The 20000-nt window shown below is 69.7% G+C and carries 16 protein-coding genes and 5 pseudogenes; 10 read left to right on the top strand and 11 right to left on the bottom strand.

Annotated elements, in window-relative coordinates; translation table 11 throughout:
• The first annotated feature begins 536 nt into the window (after window positions 1-536).
• Window positions 537-1034: a hypothetical protein gene (locus ASC56_RS31180; RefSeq protein ID WP_055494945.1), complete on the top strand. Its 498-nt coding sequence runs from the start codon at window positions 537-539 to the stop codon at window positions 1032-1034.
• An 8-nt stretch (window positions 1035-1042) separates the two neighbouring features.
• Here ASC56_RS31180 and ASC56_RS42270 read toward each other — a convergent pair.
• The 3 genes and pseudogenes from ASC56_RS42270 to uvrA form a co-directional block, all read right to left on the bottom strand.
• Window positions 1043-1363: pseudogene (locus ASC56_RS42270) on the bottom strand (transposase); the annotation flags it as partial.
• A 38-nt stretch (window positions 1364-1401) separates the two neighbouring features.
• Window positions 1402-1806, bottom strand: coding sequence for a transposase family protein (locus tag ASC56_RS42275; protein WP_234377136.1), 405 nt, complete (start codon window positions 1804-1806; stop codon window positions 1402-1404).
• A 297-nt stretch (window positions 1807-2103) separates the two neighbouring features.
• Window positions 2104-4572, bottom strand: coding sequence for an excinuclease ABC subunit UvrA (gene uvrA / locus ASC56_RS31195; protein WP_055494947.1), 2469 nt, complete (start codon window positions 4570-4572; stop codon window positions 2104-2106).
• A 620-nt stretch (window positions 4573-5192) separates the two neighbouring features.
• Here uvrA and ASC56_RS31200 point away from each other — a divergent pair.
• Window positions 5193-5468: pseudogene (locus tag ASC56_RS31200) on the top strand (hypothetical protein); the annotation flags it as partial.
• A 300-nt stretch (window positions 5469-5768) separates the two neighbouring features.
• Here the strand turns inward: ASC56_RS31200 and ASC56_RS31205 are convergent.
• Together ASC56_RS31205 and ASC56_RS31210 are read right to left on the bottom strand one after the other, a co-directional pair.
• The gene (locus ASC56_RS31205; RefSeq protein WP_055494948.1) at window positions 5769-6068 is read right to left on the bottom strand and encodes a hypothetical protein; all 300 of its coding nucleotides are present in this window, start codon (window positions 6066-6068) and stop codon (window positions 5769-5771) included.
• 358 nt (window positions 6069-6426) lie between these two features.
• The gene (locus ASC56_RS31210; RefSeq protein ID WP_055494949.1) at window positions 6427-7257 is read right to left on the bottom strand and encodes a hypothetical protein; all 831 of its coding nucleotides are present in this window, start codon (window positions 7255-7257) and stop codon (window positions 6427-6429) included.
• 311 nt (window positions 7258-7568) lie between these two features.
• Between ASC56_RS31210 and ASC56_RS31215 the strand changes: the two genes are divergently transcribed.
• On the top strand, window positions 7569-7931 hold the full coding sequence (locus tag ASC56_RS31215) for a hypothetical protein (protein WP_234377129.1): 363 nt from the start codon (window positions 7569-7571) through the stop codon (window positions 7929-7931).
• Here the strand turns inward: ASC56_RS31215 and ASC56_RS31220 are convergent.
• Complete coding sequence (locus tag ASC56_RS31220) at window positions 7923-8375, bottom strand: hypothetical protein (RefSeq protein WP_055494950.1); 453 nt, start codon at window positions 8373-8375, stop codon at window positions 7923-7925. The genes ASC56_RS31215 and ASC56_RS31220 overlap by 9 nt on opposite strands.
• Entirely contained in the window at window positions 8376-9662 is a 1287-nt protein-coding gene (locus ASC56_RS31225) for an FAD-dependent monooxygenase (RefSeq protein ID WP_079102811.1), read from the bottom strand.
• Window positions 9663-9926: 264 nt separating this feature from the next.
• On the opposite strand from ASC56_RS31225, the gene ASC56_RS42280 reads away from it, so the two are divergent.
• The 7 genes and pseudogenes from ASC56_RS42280 (at window position 9927) to ASC56_RS31245 (ending at window position 15710) form a co-directional block, all read left to right on the top strand.
• Complete coding sequence (locus tag ASC56_RS42280) at window positions 9927-10160, top strand: hypothetical protein (RefSeq protein ID WP_234377130.1); 234 nt, start codon at window positions 9927-9929, stop codon at window positions 10158-10160.
• A complete protein-coding gene (locus ASC56_RS42285; RefSeq protein WP_234377131.1) occupies window positions 10157-10318 on the top strand; it encodes a hypothetical protein in 162 nt (53 codons plus the stop codon). Before ASC56_RS42280 ends, ASC56_RS42285 begins: the two co-directional genes overlap by 4 nt.
• On the top strand, window positions 10303-11361 hold the full coding sequence (locus ASC56_RS31230; protein WP_234377132.1) for an amino acid permease: 1059 nt from the start codon (window positions 10303-10305) through the stop codon (window positions 11359-11361). Before ASC56_RS42285 ends, ASC56_RS31230 begins: the two co-directional genes overlap by 16 nt.
• Before the next feature lie 279 nt (window positions 11362-11640).
• On the top strand, window positions 11641-13320 hold the full coding sequence (locus ASC56_RS31235) for a chloride channel protein (RefSeq protein ID WP_199836113.1): 1680 nt from the start codon (window positions 11641-11643) through the stop codon (window positions 13318-13320).
• Between the two features lie 313 nt (window positions 13321-13633).
• Window positions 13634-13840 (top strand): annotated as a pseudogene (locus tag ASC56_RS42290) (DUF4396 domain-containing protein); the annotation flags it as partial.
• Between the two features lie 232 nt (window positions 13841-14072).
• Window positions 14073-14855 carry a DUF4142 domain-containing protein gene (locus ASC56_RS31240; RefSeq protein ID WP_055494952.1) on the top strand — a complete coding sequence of 261 codons (783 nt, stop codon included), beginning with the start codon at window positions 14073-14075 and terminating at the stop codon, window positions 14853-14855.
• A gap of 109 nt (window positions 14856-14964) precedes the next feature.
• Window positions 14965-15710, top strand: a pseudogene (locus ASC56_RS31245) (DUF4142 domain-containing protein).
• A gap of 35 nt (window positions 15711-15745) precedes the next feature.
• Here the strand turns inward: ASC56_RS31245 and ASC56_RS31250 are convergent.
• The 4 genes and pseudogenes from ASC56_RS31250 to ASC56_RS31260 all read right to left on the bottom strand — a co-directional run bounded on the left by ASC56_RS31250 (window position 15746) and on the right by ASC56_RS31260 (window position 19964).
• Window positions 15746-16237: a hypothetical protein gene (locus tag ASC56_RS31250; RefSeq protein WP_234377133.1), complete on the bottom strand. Its 492-nt coding sequence runs from the start codon at window positions 16235-16237 to the stop codon at window positions 15746-15748.
• Between the two features lie 426 nt (window positions 16238-16663).
• Entirely contained in the window at window positions 16664-17203 is a 540-nt protein-coding gene (locus ASC56_RS31255) for a MarR family winged helix-turn-helix transcriptional regulator (RefSeq protein WP_055494978.1), read from the bottom strand.
• Window positions 17204-17293: 90 nt separating this feature from the next.
• Window positions 17294-17710, bottom strand: a pseudogene (locus ASC56_RS38625) (PP2C family protein-serine/threonine phosphatase); the annotation flags it as partial.
• A gap of 628 nt (window positions 17711-18338) precedes the next feature.
• Complete coding sequence (locus ASC56_RS31260) at window positions 18339-19964, bottom strand: multicopper oxidase family protein (RefSeq protein ID WP_234377134.1); 1626 nt, start codon at window positions 19962-19964, stop codon at window positions 18339-18341.
• Between the last annotated feature and the right edge of the window lie 36 nt (window positions 19965-20000).

Genomic DNA, 20000 nt, shown 5'->3' on the forward strand with positions numbered 1-20000 from the left:
GGCACAACCACGGCCAGGGGTGCTCACCCAAGCGGATGTCCCGGTACGTGGCGGTCCCGGGCCGTGGCCGGGTCAAGCGGCATACCGCCGACGACGTCGACGCGCGTCGACATCGCCGCGATCGTTCGGGAAGAGGGTCCGTCATCGGTGCGGTCACCGGGTCGCTTGCCACGCCCCGCACTTCTGATGAGCGTGGGCCGGCAGCGCGGCCTGGGACAGCGGGACGCTCAGCTTGGCCCCACAGCCGGCGCACCCGAAAACGAACAGACGTCCTCCGTAAGGAAGCAGGGCATCGTCGCAGCTCAGGGGTCGACCGGCCACCGTGTTCTTCATCCGCCGCACGAGACCGTGCAACGCGTCGGTGTGTACCCTCACCGTTCGAATTCGCGGTAGGCCGGGTGCCTCCCGAAGTGATGAACTCCTGCTGCCCGTTCTCGGGTTCCGGTCCAACTTCTGTGGAGCAGTCACGCTGTAATGTCTCAGGACTGGATGGCCCTTCGTGACCCGTTGACAGACCGGTTTGGGATCACGCCCGCATGGACTTCGACCTCGCCCCACCAAACGGCGTTGGCCCGTTGCGGATCGGTATGCCTCGGCAATCGGCCAACGCGGCGTTGGATTCGTTCCACGATCTCTCCGCGGTCTCGGAGTCCGACCGGCCGGGTCAGCACATCTTCCGTCCCAGTGGACTGATGATCAGCATCCACTGCATGCGAGACATGCTCGAAGCCATTGAGTTTGGGAGGCCGTCGACTCAGACAGACCGAGTCATCTTCCGGGGCCTGGACGTGTTCGCGATCCCGGCCCGCGAGCTGGTGCAACGTATGGGCGAGTACACCTCGATTGAGGCAGACCCCGACGACCCGGCGTCTTTCGTCGCCTCTGACCTGCTCCTGAGCTTCTGGCGCCCGTTCGCGGCCGACGACGAGCCAGAGGAAGAGCAGGGCTACTACTTCAGTTCGGTGCTGCTGGCACGGCCTGGCTACTACGACACCCCTGCTCGGGCCGCGGAGCGACTCCAGCAGAGCTCGTGACCGTCCCGTCAGGATGCCAGCAGGACTCGTTTCCGCAGAAGGCCGAAGCCGGCCCGGCCGTACTTCTGACGCTTGATCATTTTCATCCGGTCGACGTGGCCTTCGACGGCACCGGAGCTCCACGGCAGTGTGAGGCCGGCGGTGACGGCGGCGAGGTCTCGTTCGAGGCCGTTGGCGAAGGCGTGGAGGCTGGGCAGGTCGTCGGCGCGGACCGCCTTGATCCACTGCGGGAGTTGGCCGCCCTGGAGCTGGGTGAGCATGTTCCCGAACGCGCGGACGTGCCCGGTGAGGGCATCCAGTTCGGGACAGCCGGCGAGGACGGATTTCAGCTTCAGGCGCTCGCTCTCCGGCAGGGTGTCGGGGTGAGTCAGCATCCAGCCGGTGAGGCCTCGACCAGCCGCAGGACCGTGTTCCGGCTGGCCCTCGCACCGAAGACATCGGCCAGCCGGGCACCGGCGCGACCGGCCAGAGCGAAGCCGACCTCCGCCAGCACCGACCGCATTCGTTCGGTCCGTTGGCTGTACCGGCGGGTCAGGCCCGCGACCTGCTCGACGAACGTCCGTCGCCCGCAGGAGTCGTCTTCGCACGTGAAACGCCGGACACGAAGTCGTAGCACCACCTGCCGTCCTGCCACGGGGAGGTCAGCTGGAAACCGCAGGTAAGAGCCGTGCACCCGCCCGGACCAGCTTCCGCAGCCTGGGCACCGAGCCCCAACCGTCAGGCATCTGACACCGACTCGGATCACCTCGCCATCGTCCTGCACCGACTCCATCCTGATCCCCGGATCCGCCAGGAAGAGCAGCTCTTCCAGCCGGAGCAGTACCTCGCGCACAGGCCAGAACCATCCGCCCGAACGTGGTCGGCACCGTCAGTTTCCGGGCGATCTCGGGAGACCTACCAGCAAGACCAACAGTCACAGGGAGTAGCGCCCCACGGAAGTTGGACCAGAACCCGTTCTCGTGGACAAAGCCACGAGCGATGTCCGCCACAAGCTGGAACGACACTTGGCGCCGCGGGCGACCCTGCGCCCCGAACCCGGCTGACCGGTGCTCAGCCCCTCGCGCTGTCGTCAGGAGCGCGCGAGCCGGGCCGCGAGATAGGGCGCGGTGGCACTGTGGCGGGCCCTCGCCACCGTGGTCGGCGGGCCCGCCGCGACCACCCGCCCGCCCGCGTCGCCGCCGCCCGGCCCGAGGTCGATAACCCAGTCGGCGGTGGCGATCGTGTCCATGTCGTGCTCGACGAGGACGACCGTGTTGCCGGCGTCGACGAGCCGGTGCAGCTGTCGCAGCAGCAGCGCGATGTCCGAGGGGTGCAGCCCCGCCGTCGGCTCGTCGAGCAGGTAGAGCGCGTGCCCGCGGCGGGCTCGCTGCAGTTCGGTGGCCAGTTTGATGCGTTGCGCCTCACCGCCGCTGAGTTCCGTCGCGGGCTGGCCCAGCCGCAGGTACCCCAGTCCCACCTCGCGCAACGTGTCCAGACTGCGGGAGGCGGCCGGGACGGCGGACAGGAACTTGGCGGCGGCGTCGACGGACAGCGCCAGTACTTCCGCGATGTTCTTGCCTCGGTAGGTAACTTCCAGCGTTTCAGCGTTGTACCGGGCGCCTTCGCAGGTCGGGCACGGCGCGTAGGTGCCGGGCAGGAACAGCAGTTCCACCGCGACGAATCCTTCACCCTGGCAGGTCTCGCACCGCCCTTCGGGCACGTTGAAGGAGAACCGCCCGGCCGAGTAGCCGCGCGCCCTGGCTTCGTCCGTCGCCGCGTACAGCTTGCGCACCGCGTCGAACATCCCGGTGTACGTGGCCAGGTTGGACCGGGGCGTTCGGCCGATGGGCCGTTGGTCGACCCGGACCAGCCGGTCGAACGACTCAACCCCCGACGCGTCCTGGACGTCGACCTCCAGCTGCGCCTCGTCGGGTTCCTCGGGTACGAGTCCGAGGTGGCCGCGGACGACCTCGGCGAGCACCTGCGTCACCAGCGTCGACTTTCCGGAACCGGACACGCCCGTCACCGCCGTCAGCACGCAGAGCGGTACGTCCACGGACACGTCGTGCAGATTGTGGCGGGAGACGCCGCGCAGGTGCAGCCAGCCGTGGGGTGTGCGCGGGCGGTGATCGAGCGGCTGGGCGCGCCCGAACAGGTATTGGCTCGTGGCCGACTCCGCGACCCGCTCAAGACCGGCGACCGGGCCGCTGTACAGCACACGTCCGCCGCCCTCGCCCGCACCGGGGCCGATGTCGACCACCCAGTCCGCCCGCCGTACGACGTCCATGTCGTGCTCCACGACGAACAGCGAGTTGCCCGCCGCCTTGAGGCGGTCCAGCACGTCCAGCAGCGGTTCCGCGTCAGCCGGGTGCAGGCCCGCGGAGGGTTCGTCGAGGACGTAGACGACGCCGAACAGCCCCGAGCGCAGCTGGGTGGCGATCCGCAGGCGCTGCGCCTCGCCGGGCGACAGGGTCGTCGAGCGGCGCCCGAGGCTGAGATATCCGAGACCCAGGTCGAGCAGTACGTCGATCCGCGCGACCAGATCGCCGCAGATCCGGACCGCGACCTCGGTCGTCTCCCCGGATCGGGCGGTCGACGTGGTGGCGTCGGCCTCGGACCGCCCCGCGACGGGCCGCAGCAGCGCCACGACCTCGGTGAGCGGCATCGCGTTGATCTCGGCGATGGTACGTCCGGCGAAGGTCACGGCGAGCGCCTCGGGCCGCAGTCCGCTGCCGTGACAGGCGGGGCAGGGCACACTCCTGACGAACCGGAGCGCCCGTTCGCGCATCTTCTCGCTCTTGGAGTCGGCGAGGACGTGCATGACGTGCTTGCGGGCGCTCCAGAACCTGCCCTGGTAGCCGTAGTCGACGCGGTCCTCCTCCGGCTCGACGTACACGGAGGGCTGCTCGTCCGTGTACAGCAGCCAGTCCCGGTCCTTCTTCCTGAGCCTGCGCCACGGTCGGTCGATGTCGATCCCCAGGCCGCTCACGACACTGCGCAGGTTGGCTCCCTGCCAGGCGCCCGGCCAGGCGGCGATCGCTCCCTCGCGGATGCTCAGCGAGGGATCCGGGACGAGCAGGTCCTCGGTGACGTCGTGCACGACGCCCAGTCCGTGGCACTCCGGGCAGGCGCCGGCCGCGGTGTTGGGTGAGAACGACTCGGCTTCCAGCCGTGCGGCCCCGGGCGGATAGGTCCCGGCGCGGGAGTACAGCATGCGCAGCAGATTGGACAGCGTGGTGAGAGTGCCGACCGTCGAACGCGAGCTGGGCGACCCGCGTCGCTGCTGCAGGGCCACGGCCGGTGGCAGTCCGGTGATCTCCTGCACGTGCGGTGCGCCGACCTGTTGCAACAGCCTTCGGGCGTACGGTGCCACGGACTCGAAGTAGCGCCGCTGTGCCTCCGCGTAGAGCGTGCCGAACGCGAGCGAGGACTTGCCCGACCCGGAGACGCCGGTGAAGGCGACCATCGCGTCCCGCGGAACGTCGACATCGATGTTCCGCAGGTTGTTCTCACCGGCGCCCCGGACATGCACGAAGGGGTCGGTCGCGTCCTTGTTCACCGTTCCTGATTACCTGATCGCGCCGCGAACCGCGCGACAGACGTTGTCACCGGGCCCGCTCACAAGCAGCGTCGCCCTGTTGATGCCGCGCCGTCCAGGCCGCCGCGGATGGACTCCGGTGGATGCTGGCATCGTCGGTACGCACCGGCGTACGGGCTGTGCGGCATCGGGTGCATTCAGTGGCCCATCTCCCGGCCGTGGAGCGGTCCGGGCTGTTGGGGCGGTGCGCCTGCTGGGCTTCCTGGCCCACCAGGTGCGCTGCGTCGGCGCGGTCGAGTCCGGCGTAGCGGCCCGTACAGGCACGGGACTCCAACACGGTCACAGCCTGTCTCGACCATCGCACTGGCTGCAATGACAGATGAGGACGTAAACGGCCAGGGACCGCCCCTCGGGAGCCGGAGAGTCCCCTGACCAGGCAATTCGAGAGCCTGCTCCGGCAGCGATGGGTGAGGCGGCTCACAGGGGCCGGACGTCGCGGGCACCGGCCCAGTCAGGCGCTCCGCACTGATCCATCGGCGCCGTCGTTGCACCGGTGCCTCGCCGCCCGACGTCGACTTACACTCGGTCCCCGCGCGAGTAGCGTCGATCAAGGCGTATGGCACCCATGAAGGAGCGAGCGTATGGGCCTGGAGCGGTGGATCGGTCAGTGGCCCGTATACCGGCAGCTCACCGGCCCCGACCGGCTTGGCCGGGGCAAGGCGGCCGAGTCCCCGCGCTCGGCAGCTCTCGGACCCCGCACCGACCGCGCGGACCGAGTCGCGGACTCCGTCTGCCCCTATTGCGCCGTGGGCTGCGCGCAGCGTGTCTACGCCAAGGACGACCGGGTCATCCAGATCGAGGGCAACCCGGACAGCCCGATCTCGCGCGGCCGGCTGTGCCCGAAGGGAGAGACCAACTGACCACCCGGCCCAGCGACATCTTCCCGCACACCCACAGCTATCCGCCGGTCGCCGCTGTCAGCGGCGCCGAGCAGAAAGAGGAGCCCCCGATGGCAGCAGAGAGAGCCATGCCCGTCACATTCGCCGCCGGCCACCCGGGGGCCTGACTCTGCGCTGGTGATCTACCGTTCCAAGGACAAGCACGGAATCGGCTCAGACGGCCACCTCTACGGTGAGACCGGCCAGACCGACGCCGTCCAGCGGGAAGCAGACAGCCGGTACTGGAGCGTATCCCCGGCCCGAAGGCCGACCCTGCGCCTACTCATCGTGGTTACCGGCGGAGTGGTCTGCCGAATCTGGCCCGTCGACGCCGACGCCGACTGGTGTGAGGAGCCAGGCGAAACCGGAAAGGTCGCATTGCCCCTTGCCGACCATCCGCTCGACCCCGGCGAGGTTCAGGTTCTCTATCCGCACCTCGGCATAGCTGTCGGAGACGAACTGCCCGCACGCCGAGGCCCATACGCCACTACATGCCCATCGCCGCAGCACAGGACTGAGGTTGAGGCCCAGCTCACCGCTCGTGCTCGACGGATGGACCCAGGTGGGGCCGATCCTCATCGGTGGTCCGTTAGGCTGAATGCCGCGGAATGAGACACTCCTGCCAGCGTTCAAGGTGATGGCGTTACTCTGACTTGGGGCCCCGAATCAGCGCATCTACTTCTCAACCTGGCCAACCACGCACGCTGACCCTCTTCGTGGGAAGCATCAGGTAATCGGCCGTCGTGAGGTGTGCGGGACAGGGACACCTCGCGTCGTCGGGGGTACGCCGAGAAAACCGATCCGGTCCGCCCAAGCACACGGTCCGTCCGAATGGTCAGGCGTTCCAAAGCAGTCCCTCCGCGTCCGGAACGTCTGCGGTCTTTCGCCATGCTCCGGTCCACGACAGTGACACGAGCCGCGCACTAGTCGACGCAGTCTACTGAAACCCGCCGGGCTGGTCCTTGGCCCACCACAGGAACGCGGCGGAGTGCTGCTGGTTGGCGAAGCCCTCGCCGACGAGGGTGTGCAGGAGGTCGTTGCTCCAGAGGATGAGCCGGCCGAGGGTCCAGTTCACCGACTCGGGGGCTGGCAGTTCGAGTCCGTAGACCGCCCGGGCTATCTCGCGCTTGCCGCCCGCCGCCGTCGTGTACTTGAGGATCGACAGGAACCGCTCGGGCTGCACCACGCACAGCACCCTCGTGAGGAGCGCCTCCTTGAAGCCGGTCATGGCGAACGGCTTCGTACCGGCCAGCAGATGCTGGAGGCGGTCTTCCAACGGCACGTCGTCGGGTCCGTACAGGAGGTACTCGATCGTCTTGCGGGTCGACTCCCCGGCCTCCGCGTCTCCCATCGCGTTCCAGGCGGAGTTGAACGTGGCCTGGTTGCCGGGGTGGGCTCCGACATCGGAGTTGGCGAAGTCCTTGAGAAGCCTGGGGTCACAACTGCCCAGCCCGTCGGGGGAGAAGATCTCCTGGTACTTCGACCAGTAGGCGGCGACCTGGGCATCGAAGTCGGGCTGGGTGGCGAGGTACTTCGCCTTGAGCCGGGCCGCCCGTTCCAGCCGCGCGGAGTCGACGTCGTCGGGTGTCGGGAAGCGGGCCTTGAGGTCGCCGAAGGAGCGGTGCTGTTCCTTCTTCGCGAGAGCGGGCTCGCCGTGCTCCCATTCGTAGCCGCACCGGTGCTTCATGACCCTGCGGCCGTCGTCCAGGGTGCGGAGCAGTTCGATGTCCTCGTCGTCACTGCACAACGGGCACATGGCCAAACCCATGGTTCCCCCACTCCGTCGGTGTCCGTGCCGCCCGGCGGGCCGGCGTGTCCCCTGGCCCGAGAGGCGCATGGTGGCATCCGGCTCGGGCAGGCGGTAGCGGTGCCGGGGGCGGCGACCACCCCGACAACCGATATTGGCATACTGCAAAGATGACAGGCACAACCCCGCGTGTCCGCATTCCTCTCGCAGCATCCCTGGCCGTGGCACTCGCCGTCCTGGCAGCCGGGTGCGCGGGAAGTCCCTCCTCCTCTTCTCATGCCGACGCCTCCGCTCCCGTGTCAAGCAGCGGCCCGGGCCGTATCCATGTGGACGTGGCCGACGTCGACATGACGATCACGGATGCCGTCGCCCACCTCGATCGCTCGGGTGACGGCTCGCTCAGCATGGAGGTGCGCAACAACGACGGCGTCCCCGAGCACCTCGGCATGGTCGCGACCCCGGTCGGCGGACGGGGTGAGTTGGTCGGGGGGAAGTCGGCAGGGGGCGACGGTTCGCTGTCCACCGCCGGCATCCTGCTGCTGAGCGGCACCACCGTCACCTTCGGAAGCGGAAACGGGCCGCGCGTCCTGCTGCATCGGGTACACGGCGTCACGGCCGCGCACACGCTGCCGGTGTCCCTGCAGTTCGGCATCGCCGGACTGGTCAGGTTCGAGGTGCGAGTCGCCTCATCCTGACGCCCCTGTCCGGGGTCCGCGTACGGTTCCCCGCTCCCCCGCGTATCCCGCGGTGGCGCCGGTGAAGGCCGCTTCGAGCGCCCGGGCGCGGTCGGCGTAGCCGGCGATCCGGGTGATGAGGCCGCCGGTGACGTCGAAGACGTGGTAACTGACGCTTTCCGGGTCGGCCGGCGGCACCGTGCCGTGGATCCGCAGGCCGAGGACGACGGCCGCCGGATAGGTGAAGGTCTCCTCGGCTCTCGCCCGCAGTCCGAGTGCGTACAGACGGGAGCAGCGGCTCAGGACGTGGGAGCGGGCGTGGCAGCCTGTTGCGCCACCCTCCGGCGGGCTCCAGTGAACGTTCGGGTGCAGGAGGTCGGCGAGCAGTAGGCAGTCGGCGGTTTCCAGGGCCTCGCGCAGCCGAGCGGTGACAACGCGTTGGCCGGCACTGGGACTTGATGTCATCTAACTCTCCGCGCTTCGGGTCTGCTCCCCGGAACTCTTCGCCGCCTGCGCGTGTGTGCTGCGCGAGGGGCGCTGTGCGCTCGTGTCCGTTGTTCCCGCCCAGGCCGGTACCGAGGCGAGTTGGCGCAGGTATGGTCGTTGCCGGCCGGTGAGTGCCATGCCCGCGAGGCGGCTCGCTCCGGGCAGGCCGGCAGACCGCAGGCCCAGTCGGCGCAGGCGCAGTTGCCGGGCCGAGGCAGGAACGAACCAACGGGCGGTTCTGCGGGCGGATCGCTGCCTGCGCGTGATGACCGGCCGCCAGAGTCGTTCGTATCCGGCGAGCGCCTCCTCGATGCTGCTGGTTCCGGCGAGTTGGTCGGCGAGGACGTAGGCTCCGGCGATCGCCAGCGAGGCGCCCTGTGCGGCGAGCAGGGACACGGCGTGGCAGGCGTCGCCGACCAGGACGACCCGGCCACGGCTCCAGCACGGCAGGTCGGTCTGGGCGACCTGGTCGTAGTAGATCCGCGAGGGCGGCGGGCAGTTGGCGAGGGCTCGGGGTACCAGCCAGCCGACCGAGCCGTACTCGCGGCGGAGGGCGGCCCGGGTGTCGTCGGGCAGGCGGGGTTCGGTGGCGTGGTGCACGGCGAACGCGGCGACTTTGCCGTCCCGCAGGGCGTAGAGGCCCATCTGTCTGCCGATGGTGTCGGTGAGGCAGAACCGGTCTCCGAGTTCGGCGTGTGCGGCGGGGTCGTCGAAGGTGAACGCGGCCGTGTGGTAGCCCAGGTACCGCACGTACCGCTGTTCCTCGCCGAAGGCCAGGGCCCGCACGGTGGAGTGGATGCCGTCGGCCCCGACGAGGAGGTCGGCGTCTAGGCTGCTGCCGTCGGTGAGCGTGACGCGGACGCCGTAGGGACGCGCGTCGATGCGTGCCGGGCCGACACCGAAGCGCAGACCCACGGCGAAGGACAGGCGCTCCCGCAGGGCGAGTTCGAGGTCGGGCCGCATGACGCTCAGCAGTCGGCCGTTCAGGGCACGGGCGAACCGGTCGTACTCGAGCCGGGCACGGCACCGGCCGTCGTCGTCGACGAACGCCGCCCCGGAGACCGCATAGCTCAGTTCCTCCAGCCAGGGCAGCACACCCATGGCCTCGGCCGCTTCGTAGCCCGGGCCGAAGAAGTCGATCATGTAGCCCTCGGTGCGCGGTCCTGGCGCCTTCTCGACGACCACGACCTCCCAGCCGAGCACGTTGTGCAGGCGCCCGGCGAGCGACAGCCCGGCGATACCGGCTCCGCAGATCACTGCCTTCATCGGTGTGCATCGCCTCTTCCACGCCCGGGACACTCACGCACCTCTCCCCATACTTTTGCACTATGCAAACCTCGCGGCAAGAAGACCTCGGACGGCCGACCGCACGAACCCGTGGCCGTTTCCCTCGGTCGGGCCAGGGCACCCTCTCCGGCGGGCCGACGACCCGCCTGGGCATCTTGACGCTCCCTAACGCCTTTCTGACGACTCCTTGACGTACCGTCGAGAGCGGTGTTCCGGGAAGACGGGTCGGCGAAGTGTCCCCAGGTGAGTCCTCCGTTTCGGAGCATCGAGGAAGGTCTTCGCGTTACCCCGTCGAAGCCGGCCGCCGCCGTCTCGGCCGCCCCGCCCCGGGTCCTGCCCGGACGCGGCCCCTGCCGTTCCGTTCTCTTCTTCGCGTTCGCCTTCACGGTGATCGCCGACCCGGTCTCCTCGGTCGCCTACGCGATCGAGGCCCCGCTGCGCGCCCTGCACGGCGACCTCTGCTGCTGCCGACGATGAGCCTGGTCATCGGACTCGTCGTACTGGTCACCGCGAACTACTGGCAGCTCGTGCGGCGCTTCCCCAAGGGCGGCGGCGCGGCGGGCGCGGCCGGGCGGGCCTTGGGCGCGCGCTGGACGTTCCTGCCCGTCGGCGCCTGGTCGTGGACTTCGTCCTGACCATCGGCATCTCGATCGCCGCGGCGGCGAGTGCGGTGATCGCCCTGTTCCCGGGCCTGGCCCCGTTCCGGATCCCGCTCGCGCTGCTGCTTCTCGCGGTGGTGGCGGGGCTGACCTGGTTCGGGCACGGCAGGCGACTGCTGTTCGCCGTGATGACCGTCGCCTTCGTCCTCATCTCCGTGGCCGTTCTCGTCCTGGGCTTCACGTCCCGGCACGGCACCGGTAATGCCGTCGCCACGGCCGACCCGGGCCACCCCGCCGTGCTCGCGGCGGTGCTGGCCTTCCCGGTCGCCATGGCACTGGCCACCGGTATCGAGGCGCCCTCCACCGTGATCGCCCAGCTCGGCCAGCTCGACGACACCCACCGCCGGCGCTTCGGCCGCGGCACGCTCGCGCTGCTGCTGGTCATCGTCGGCGGCCTGACCCTCGCCCTGACCGCTCTCGCCGTGCGGCTGCACGTCGGCATCCCCAAGGCCGATTCCACCCAGATCGCCGACATCGCCCATGCCGCCGCCGGAGGGGGCTGGGTGTACGGCGCCTTCCAGCTGACCAGCTCGCTGCTGCTGCTCGCCGCGGCCAGCTCGTCCTTCCAGGCCGGACCGGGGCTGCTGAAGGCCCTCTCCGGTTCGGCCGAGCGGCCCGGCGTCCTGCCGCCGGTACTGGGCCGGACCAACCGGCACCACACCCCGTACTGGTCGGTCGTGGTCTACCTGGCCGCCGCCGCACTGATCATCATCGCCGCGGCCGGCCAGGAGCAGGAACTCGTGCTGTTCTACGCGGTCGCCGTCTTCGTCAGCTTCCTGATCGGGCTGCTGGCCATGGCCCGGTTCGCCCACCGGGAGCGGAAGACCACCCTGACCTGGCTGAGCGGTCTGGCCGCCGTGGCCGTCGCCTTCACCCTCGCGGTGAACCTGCTGCACGGCTGGCCGGCGCCGGCCCTTGCCGCGACCCTGCTCGTCGCGGGAGCCCTGTACGCCCGGTGGGCGCGGGCCGGGCGCCCCGCGGACATCGAGGATGTCGAGGCCCGCGCCGAAGCGGCGTGACACCGGCCGACGGCTGCGCCCAAGTGCTGGGCGCGGTCCGACTCCGGCGGAGCGGAATGCGCCGCCGCGGACGACAGGGCCGCCCTCTCCCACCACGACCGATACCCGATGCCCGCGACACGCCCCCTTGACTCGTTTTGCATAATGCAAAGGTATGAAAGGGAAACGATGAGTGCCATACGAGCGGCGATGGACGGCAAGCAAGTGACAGGCAGTACGACGACCGGCTTCAGACCGACACCGAGACTTCCGGCACTGCGCACCGCGCCATGGGGCCTGATGGCGCTGGCCGTCGTGGTCGGCGCCGGAGCCGGCGCGGGCTCGGTCGTCTTCCGCTGGTGCATCAAGACCTTCACGCGTCTCTTCTCCGGACACGCCGACTACGCGGCCTCCCCCGGCGCGGCCCATCCGCACGTGCCCTGGCTGGGCCCGTACTTCGTCCTCCTCGCCCCGGTGATCGGCGGCCTGCTGTACGGGCCGCTGGTGAACCGGTTCGCCAAGGAGGCGCGCGGGCACGGGGTGCCCGAGGTGATGCTGGCGGTCGCTCAGCGCGGCGGGCGGATCAGCCCGAAGGTCGCCGTCGTCAAGACGCTCGCCTCCGCCCTGACCATCGGCTCCGGGGGCTCGGTGGGCCGTGAGGGACCGATCGTGCAGATCGGCTCGGCGCTCGGCTCCACCCTGGGCCGGATGACGAAGGTGACCGAGGGCCGGATGAAACTTCTGGTCGCATGCGGTGCGGCGGGCGGCATAGCCGCGACCTTCAACGCTCCACTGGCCGGCGTCTTCTTCGCCATGGAGCTGATCCTCGGCACTTTCACCGCCGAAGCCTTCGGCGCCACCGTGCTGGCCAGCGTCACCGCGAGCGTCATCGGACGCGCCGCCTTCGGTGACACGGCGTTCCTGAACCTCCCCGGCTTCCACGTGGACCACCTCGCCCAGTACGGCCTGTTCGCGGTGCTCGGCCTGGTCGCGGCCGTGGTCGGCGTGGGCTTCGCCCATTTCCTGTACCTGGTCGAGGACGCCTGCGACTGGCTGTGGCGCGGCCCGGAGTGGCTGCGCCCGGCGGTCGGCGGGCTGGCGCTCGGCCTGGTACTGCTGGCCCTGCCCGAGATGTACGGCGTCGGCTACCCGGTGCTCCAGAAGGCGACCGCGGGCGGCTACGCGGTCGGCTTCCTGCTTCTGCTGCTGGTGGGGAAGATGCTGGCGACCAGCCTGACGATCGGCATCGGCGGCTCCGGCGGGGTGTTCGCCCCGAGCCTGTTCGTCGGGGCGATGCTCGGTTCGGCGTACGGCATCGGCGTCCACCACCTGCTGCCCGCCTCCGCCGGCGCGGTCGGCGCGTACGCGCTGGTCGGCATGGGCGCCGTCTTCGCCGGCGCGGCGCGGGCGCCGATCACCGCCGTGGTGATCCTGTTCGAGCTCACCGGCGAGTACTCGATCATCCTGCCGCTGATGCTGGCCATCGTGCTGGCCACCGCCACCAGCCAGCTGCTGACCAACGACACCATCTACACCCTCAAACTCCGCCGCCGCGGCATCGACCTCGAAGGCCCGGCCCAGGGCGCGAGGATCGGAGGACAGTCGGTCGGTTCCGTGATGGAACCCCTGCCGTCCCCGCTGCCCGCGTCGACGACGCTCGCGGACTCCGCCGACCTGCTGAGCCTGTCGGGCCACGGCGCGCTCCCGGTCATCGACGACGCCGGCGAGTACGTCGGCGTGGTGACCGCCCAGGCGGTCGCCGAGGCCCTGGCGGAGGAACCGGAGACGGCCCCGGTCCAGGTCGGCGAGCTGGCTGAACCACCCGACCAGGTCACCGCCGACCAGCCCCTCGCCCAGGTCCTGCACACCCTGCTGGCAGCCACGGGCACCGGTGTACCGGTCCTCGACTCCGAGCGGGGCAAGCCGGTCGGCTGGCTCAGCCATCAGAGCGCTCTGCGCGCGGTGCACGCGACGGCCTGAGGGCACGGTTGCAAGCGTTCCGGCCGCCATCCCCTCTCATTTTGCAGTGTGCAAAAATGGGTACCGGGACCTCGAAGGGTGACATCACTCCAGGGAGGTGCCATGCACAGCGAGCACACCCGGCGCTCCTACTCGTTCGTCTGCCTTGACTGCGGACACGGCTGGGAAGCCACGTCGCCACGGTGAGTGTCCTCGGCCAAGGCCATCAGCCACTGCGGCGCGGGGTGCGTCCTCGGTGACATCGTCGGCGAGTGGCTGGTGCGGGCGACCGGCATGACCGTCGCCTGGCCAGCCGCTGTACGCCGACTTCCTGATGGACTTCACCCTCGCCTGGCTGTTCGGCATCGGTTTCCAGTACTTCACCATCGCCCCCATGCGCGACATCGGCGTCGCCCAGGGGCTGTGGGCCGCCATGAAGGCCGACACGTTCTCCATCGTGTCGTTCCAGATCGGTCTGTTCGCGGGCATGTGGTTCTACCAGGAGGCGCTCTTCGCGCCGGGACTGGCGAAGACCACGGCCGCGTACTGGCCGCTGATGCAGCTCGCCATGAACGTCGGCTTCTTCACGGCCTGGCCTGTCAAGGATGGCTGGTGCGCGCCGGCTGGAAAGAGCGGATGTGACCGTGGCGGCCCGGGCCGGAGCGACACTTCAGCATTCATGGCATCATGCAATCTTTACCTAGCGCAAAGGATCTCTTTCCGTATCGCCTTCGTACGACGGGACAGCCACGCCGCCAGCACCAGGAGGCACCATGCCCGTCTCGCGCAGCACGATCGGATCCCTCGCCGTCGGCGGGGCACTCGCCGCCACACTCGCCGCCCTCGTCTACCCGAGCATGCTCGGCATCCAGGCCACCTCCTCGAACGCGTCGAGGATCATCGCCAACACCCAGTGGGGACCGCTCACCGAGTCCGACCGCAACTTCGTCGTCTTCGTGCGCTCCGCCGGGCTGTGGGAGGGCCCCTCGGGGGACCTGGCCATGAAGAAGGGGACGACCGCGGCCGTGCGGGAGGCCGGGCGGCATTTGGTCATCGGGCACGCCGCGCTCGACGCCAGCTGCCGGAAGATCGCCCCCGAGCTGAACATCACCATCCCCAACCAGCCGACACCTCAGCAGGCGGGCTTTCTTGCGACGTTCCAGTCGGACACGGGCAAGCAGTTCGACACTGACTTCGCCAACATCCTGCGCGTCACCCACGGCTCGATCTTCAACACCATCGCCAAGGTCCGCTCCACGACCGAGAACACACTCGTACGCGCTCTGGCCGACCAGGCCAACGACGTGGTCCTGGACCACATCACGCAGATGGAGAAGACCGGACTGGTCAACTACGACCAGGTCAACTTCCAGATAACGACCCCTCCGAAGCTCCCGTCCGCGCAGGTGACGCCGCCGGTGCCGCAGGCGGGAGCGCCCCAGGTCGTCCTCACGGCGCCTCCCGGCCTGTCGACCGAGGGAGTGCCGACGGGTCCGGCCGTCACCTCGGAGGGCTCCTCCGGGGCGTCCCCGACGCCGTCGCCGACCGCGGGATGACGCGGCCCCATCGGCCGCCGTGTGGCAGCGTGCAAGTTTTACCTTGCGCAATGATTGGTCGGACTCCGCGTACCTCTTGACGAACACTTTGCTCGCGTCAGGAGGCATCATGCCCATTGCCCGCACCACGCTCGGAACCCTCGTCGTCGGCTATGCGCTCACCGCCACATTGGCCGCCCTCGTCTACCCGAGCATGCTCGGTGTGCAGACCACGCCGTCCGATCCGTCCCGGATCATCGCCAACACCCAGTGGGGTCCGCTGACCGAGGGCGACCGCGACTTCGTCGTGAAGGTCCGCTCCGCCGGGCTCTGGGAGTACCCGCTGGGCGAACTCGCTCTGCAGAAGGGCTCGACTCCGGAGATGAAGGAAGCGGGCAAGCACCTGATCGTCGGGCACGCCGGGCTGGACGACCTGTGCCGCAAGATCGCGCCCATGCTGAACATCACGCTGCCCAACCAGGCCACCCCGCACAGCAGCAGTTCGTCGCGACGTCCGCGGCCCAGTCCGGCCTGCAGTTCGACAGCACCGCCACGAACATCATGCGCGTCACCCACGGGCAGATCTTCCCGACCATCGCCAAGATCCGCGCCAGCACCACCAACACCCTGGTGCGTCAGCTCGCCGACCTCGCCAACGACACCGTCCTGGACCACATCACGGTCCTGGAGAAGACCGGCGTGGTCAACTTCGACCAGGTCAACTTACAGCAGACCACGCCGCCGAGGCTGCCCAAGGACCAGCTGACCCCGCCCGCACCGCAGCCCGGGGCACCCATGGTCGCGCTCACACCGCGTCCCGACCTGAACATCAACACCGCCTCACCCGCCCCGACGCCCACCCCGGCGGCCGAGTGACCGACGGCAGACCGCGCGGGTTCGGCCGGGACACCTCAGCGCTTCGCGCCGGCGGGACGGGAAAGCCGGTAGGAGCGGACGACCGCGACCAGGCTTCCGGCGACAAGAGCGGCCGCCCACGGCGCCAGACCGCGCAGGGGCTCCCATCCGCTCGACCCCGGCTCCACACCGCGCGGGGCCACCCGCCCCTCGGGGTCGTAGACGAGCGCGATCGCGTCCCCGGGGCGGGTCGTTCGTCCCCGCGCAGCCGCGCCAGATCCGGACCTTGAGCGGCATGCCGTCCGCGTCCCGCACCGAGCACAGATACCGGCCCGTCCGCCGCCCGTGGCCCAGCCGTCCTCGACCGACGTCACGGTCACGGACTGCACCCGTCCCCGTTCCGTCAGCACGACTCCGGCGGCCGCCTGCGGGGCGTGCAGCGCGAGGCACACGCCGAGCAACGCGACGACACCGACCAGCGCACGCCCGGCTCCGACGGACACGAGGTACAGCACGAGCGCCGCCGCGCAGGCCAGGTCCCCTTTCACCGTCGGCGAGCGACGGGCGGCCCGTCCGGGTGCCGTAGAGGGTCGTGCCGACGACAGCCCCGGTTGTGAGGAACCTCGCAAGGAAGCCCTCCGCGACCAGCCACCGCGGCGGAGGTCCGACGAACTCGGCGGGGTCCCAGACCGTGGCGCGCAGATGCGTCATGAGGCGGAAGTCGGCGGACGGCGAGGCCCGGTGCGTCCGGCGCACGAGTGCCATCCCCCGCGTCCCTCCTCAATTCCCCGGCGTCCGTGCCGTCCCGCGGCGCTGTCACGGCCGGACACACTCGCTCCACACATGCACCGGAGCAGGCGGCGAAGCCCACCTTCACATTTTCCTTGCATTATGCAAGACAAGTGAGGTCCAGAGAAGAGGCGCCCGAAGGCGGATCCGGACCGGCCCCGCACGCCGGTCCGGCCGGGCGCGGCTCACACGTCGCGGACCATCGCCTCGTCCACGACCCAGCCGAGCGGGTGCGGATCCGGGCTGTCGGCGGCGGGGGTCGCCGGGGGCTCACCGCCAGCCCTGTTGAAGGCGCCCAGGGCCTCGATCAGCGCGAGCCGCTGTGTGGGGCCGAGCCGGGCGACGATCGCCGCGATCTCGGAACGGCGCCGGGCGGTGACGTCCTCGACGGTGCGCCGGCCCTCCTCGGTGAGCTGCAGCAGGGTCTCGCGGCGGTTGTCGGGGTTGGTCTGGCGGTCGGCGAGCCCAGCGGCGATGAGCCGGTCGACCATGCGCATCGCGGTGGACGGGGCCACCTGGAGCAGGTCGGCGAGCGCCACCAGCTTGGTGGCGCCCCGGGTGGCCAGCACGACCAGCATCCGGAACTGCGGGAGGGTGACCCGCTCCTCGACCTCGGCGAGTGAACGGGCGGAGACCGCCACCAGCAGGCGCGAGGCGGTCAGCACCGCACGGGTGACCGCATCGACATCTTCCATGGCCCCCGCTGGGGTCGCGTGCTCCGGCATAGGTCCTTTGTACCGTGCCGAAGTCGCCGCCCTCTCAGGCGATGGGTACAGAACAGATTTTCCTTCCCCATGACCGTGGTACCGCAGGAGCAGCATCGCGGCGTCGTCGTGCAGCGGTCCGTCGGCACGTCTGACCAAGTCTTCCCGCAGAACCTCCAGAGCATGGTCGACTTCGGGCTCCTTGAGCAGGTCGGCCCGTTCGTCGAGGGGGTAGAAGGAGCCTTCGGCGTCCCGGGTCTCGGTGACGCCGTCGGTGTACAGCAGGAGCTGGTCGCCGGGCTCGAAGGCCCCTCGGCCCCGTGGGTGCCAAGACCGAGCGGGAGGGCGTGCGGGCGGCTGCGGGAAGTCGGCGCTGCCGTCCTGCCGCACGACCATCGGTGCCGGATGGCCGAAGTCGAGGAAGACGACCTCGCGAGCGGAGCCGATCCCGGCGAGCACCGCCGTGACGAACTTCTCGCCCTCCAGCTCCCGGGCCACACTGCGCTCCAGCCGCTCCCCCAGCCCCACCAGGTCGGGTCCTCGGAAGGGCCGGCCGGAGCGATCCAGGTGACCCAGGCCGGATGGACGGCGAACCCGGCCCGCCGCAGTTGCGGTCGGCTGCGCGGCTCGGGGTCGACGACGCGGACCACGTCGAACTCACCTCGCAACGAAGCCCAGTCCGTGTTCAGGGCTTCGTCGGCCGTCACCACTGCCGTGGTCAGTCCGTACGCGGTCTCGACAACCATCCATGCCTCCTGGCCCTGGGGGTTCGGGGCGGAGCCCCGCGTGTTCTTGTTCCGTTCGGCACACCGGGCGTCGCGCCGCGTGCCGCGATCACATCGGCACCGCGTCACACGGACGCCGTCCTCGCACGAGCGTGGTGTCGGATCGCGACCGGGCGGCAGCCCCCGGTGGCTGTCGCCGCTTCGGCCGATCCGGCGACAGCCCCGGAGCACTCCCGTCCTCGCCGCACCCGAAACGGCCCCGACCATGGAGCCGACCACAGCAGGTCGGTTCGGCGATGTGGTCGAGACCGCTCGGCATCGCAGTCGGCTCCTGCGCGCAGCCGCACGGCGTGCAGGCCGCGAGGAGCGCCAGGAGCCTTCTGCCGGTTGATCAGCCTGGCGGTGTGCGTGCGCAGGTCAACCGGGCGAATCTAGTCGACGACGTCGATGTAGCTCATCATGCCGTTGTCCTCATGGGCCGCGATGTGGCAGTGGAACATGACCTTGCCGGTGAAGTCGGAGAACGGGACGCGGATGACCACCTTGCCGGGCACGCCGTTGACCGCGTGGGGCACCGGGATGATGTCCTGACGGCCGACGTAGGGCTGGGGCACGCCGTTGATCGACATGACCTGGAAGGAGTCGGTGTGGATGTGGAAGGGGTGGTCCTCACCGGCCTCGTTGGTGAGGCTCCACTCCTCGACGGTGTTCAGCTTCGCGGGGGTGCTGAACACCGAGGAGTCCATACGGAACTGCCGGCCGTTGATGAGGAAGCCTTGCGAGTCGTCCCCGCTGAGGGTCACGCTGCGGTGCTGCGCGATGGTGGCGTCGGACAGGTCGGGAGGCGAGGTGGGCAGCGCGCCGGAGACGGTGGGCAGTTGGGCCTGCGTGCTGCCGGCGATGTTGACGTTGAACAGCGGGGTGTCCGGGTAGCTGTCACCGTCCGGACCGTTGCTGAAAGCGAGCGTGCGCAGGGTGGTCCTGCCGGTCCGGCCGCCGGCGGTGACCAGCACGTCGTAGCGCTTGCCGGGGGGCAACAGCAGGGTGTCGGCCGTGGTCGCCTCGGAGGCCGGAACGCCGTCCTGGCCGATCACGGTGAACCGGTAGCCGTCGAGCTGCAGGTGATACCAGATGTCAGCACCGACGTTGGCCAGGCGCCACAGCTGGGTCTCACCGGGCTTGATGGTGAGCACGGGCAGCAGCTGCCCGTTGACCAGCCGCACCGTCGGGGCGTTGGAGTCGATCGACGTGGTGTCGGTGTTCTGGATGATGTGGCCGGACTTGTCGAGCTGAACGTCCTTCAGATCCACGGTGTGCGTGGTGATGTTCCGCGGGGCGGGCGGCAGCAGGGCCCGGTCGTCGCCGACGACCATGGCACCCGAGAGGCCGGCGAAGATCTGGTTCTCCACGTCGCCAGGGGAGAGGGAGGCGCTGGGCGAAGGGGGCATGTCCATGCCCGCCATGCCGGAGCCGTCCGGCGGGCAGGTCGTGCCCATGGCGTGGCTGTGGTACCAGTACGTGCCGACCGGATGGTTGGCGGGCAGGTCCAGGTGGTACTGGAGCGTGCTGCCCGGGGCGACGCACAGAAACGAATCGTCCGAGTCGTTCGACGGCGAGACGTGCAGGCCGTGAAAGTGCAGATTGGTCGCAACCGCAAGGTTGTTGACCAAGGTGATCGTGGCGTGCTCACCCGGCAGGAAGTGCAGAGTGGGGGCGATGAACGAGCCGTTGTAGGACTGGCCCCACACCTGCTTGCCGGCCACCGCGAAACGCGTGTCGTGCGCGTTCAGGGTGATGGTCATGTTCGGGCTGGTGACGGTGTCGAGGACCGGCGGGTCGGCGAAAGGCTGTCCGGAGGTCATGCCCGTCTGCTGCTGGGCCGTCGAGAGCGGCTGATCCGTCGTCGACGCCGAGGTCGGCGCGGCCGAGGCGCCCCGGGAATACACGACCGCGGCGGCAAGGACCAGGAGCGCGGCTGCCAGCGTCTGGATCGTCAGGACGTGCCGTCGTCTCTGTCGGCGGCCTGCATCCGGCACAGTGCCGGTGGTGTTGGACATCGGTTCCCCTGTTTATTCGAAACGGTGATGAGATCG

This window comes from Streptomyces sp. TP-A0356, assembly GCF_001417775.1.
GTDB lineage: Bacteria > Actinomycetota > Actinomycetes > Streptomycetales > Streptomycetaceae > Streptomyces.

Excerpts from the sequence above, each read along its gene's own strand:
- ASC56_RS31180 (WP_055494945.1), top strand. The coding sequence starts at position 537 with ATGGACTTCGACCTCGCCCCACCAAACGGCGTTGGCCCGTTGCGGATC.
- ASC56_RS42275 (WP_234377136.1), bottom strand. The coding sequence starts at position 1,806 with ATGGAGTCGGTGCAGGACGATGGCGAGGTGATCCGAGTCGGTGTCAGA.
- ASC56_RS31205 (WP_055494948.1), bottom strand. The coding sequence starts at position 6,068 with ATGAGGATCGGCCCCACCTGGGTCCATCCGTCGAGCACGAGCGGTGAG.
- ASC56_RS31210 (WP_055494949.1), bottom strand. The coding sequence starts at position 7,257 with ATGGGTTTGGCCATGTGCCCGTTGTGCAGTGACGACGAGGACATCGAA.
- ASC56_RS31220 (WP_055494950.1), bottom strand. The coding sequence starts at position 8,375 with ATGACATCAAGTCCCAGTGCCGGCCAACGCGTTGTCACCGCTCGGCTG.
- ASC56_RS31225 (WP_079102811.1), bottom strand. The coding sequence starts at position 9,662 with ATGAAGGCAGTGATCTGCGGAGCCGGTATCGCCGGGCTGTCGCTCGCC.
- ASC56_RS42285 (WP_234377131.1), top strand. The coding sequence starts at position 10,157 with ATGAGCCTGGTCATCGGACTCGTCGTACTGGTCACCGCGAACTACTGG.
- ASC56_RS31235 (WP_199836113.1), top strand. The coding sequence starts at position 11,641 with ATGGCGCTGGCCGTCGTGGTCGGCGCCGGAGCCGGCGCGGGCTCGGTC.
- ASC56_RS31240 (WP_055494952.1), top strand. The coding sequence starts at position 14,073 with ATGCCCGTCTCGCGCAGCACGATCGGATCCCTCGCCGTCGGCGGGGCA.
- ASC56_RS31255 (WP_055494978.1), bottom strand. The coding sequence starts at position 17,203 with ATGCCGGAGCACGCGACCCCAGCGGGGGCCATGGAAGATGTCGATGCG.
- ASC56_RS31260 (WP_234377134.1), bottom strand. The coding sequence starts at position 19,964 with ATGTCCAACACCACCGGCACTGTGCCGGATGCAGGCCGCCGACAGAGA.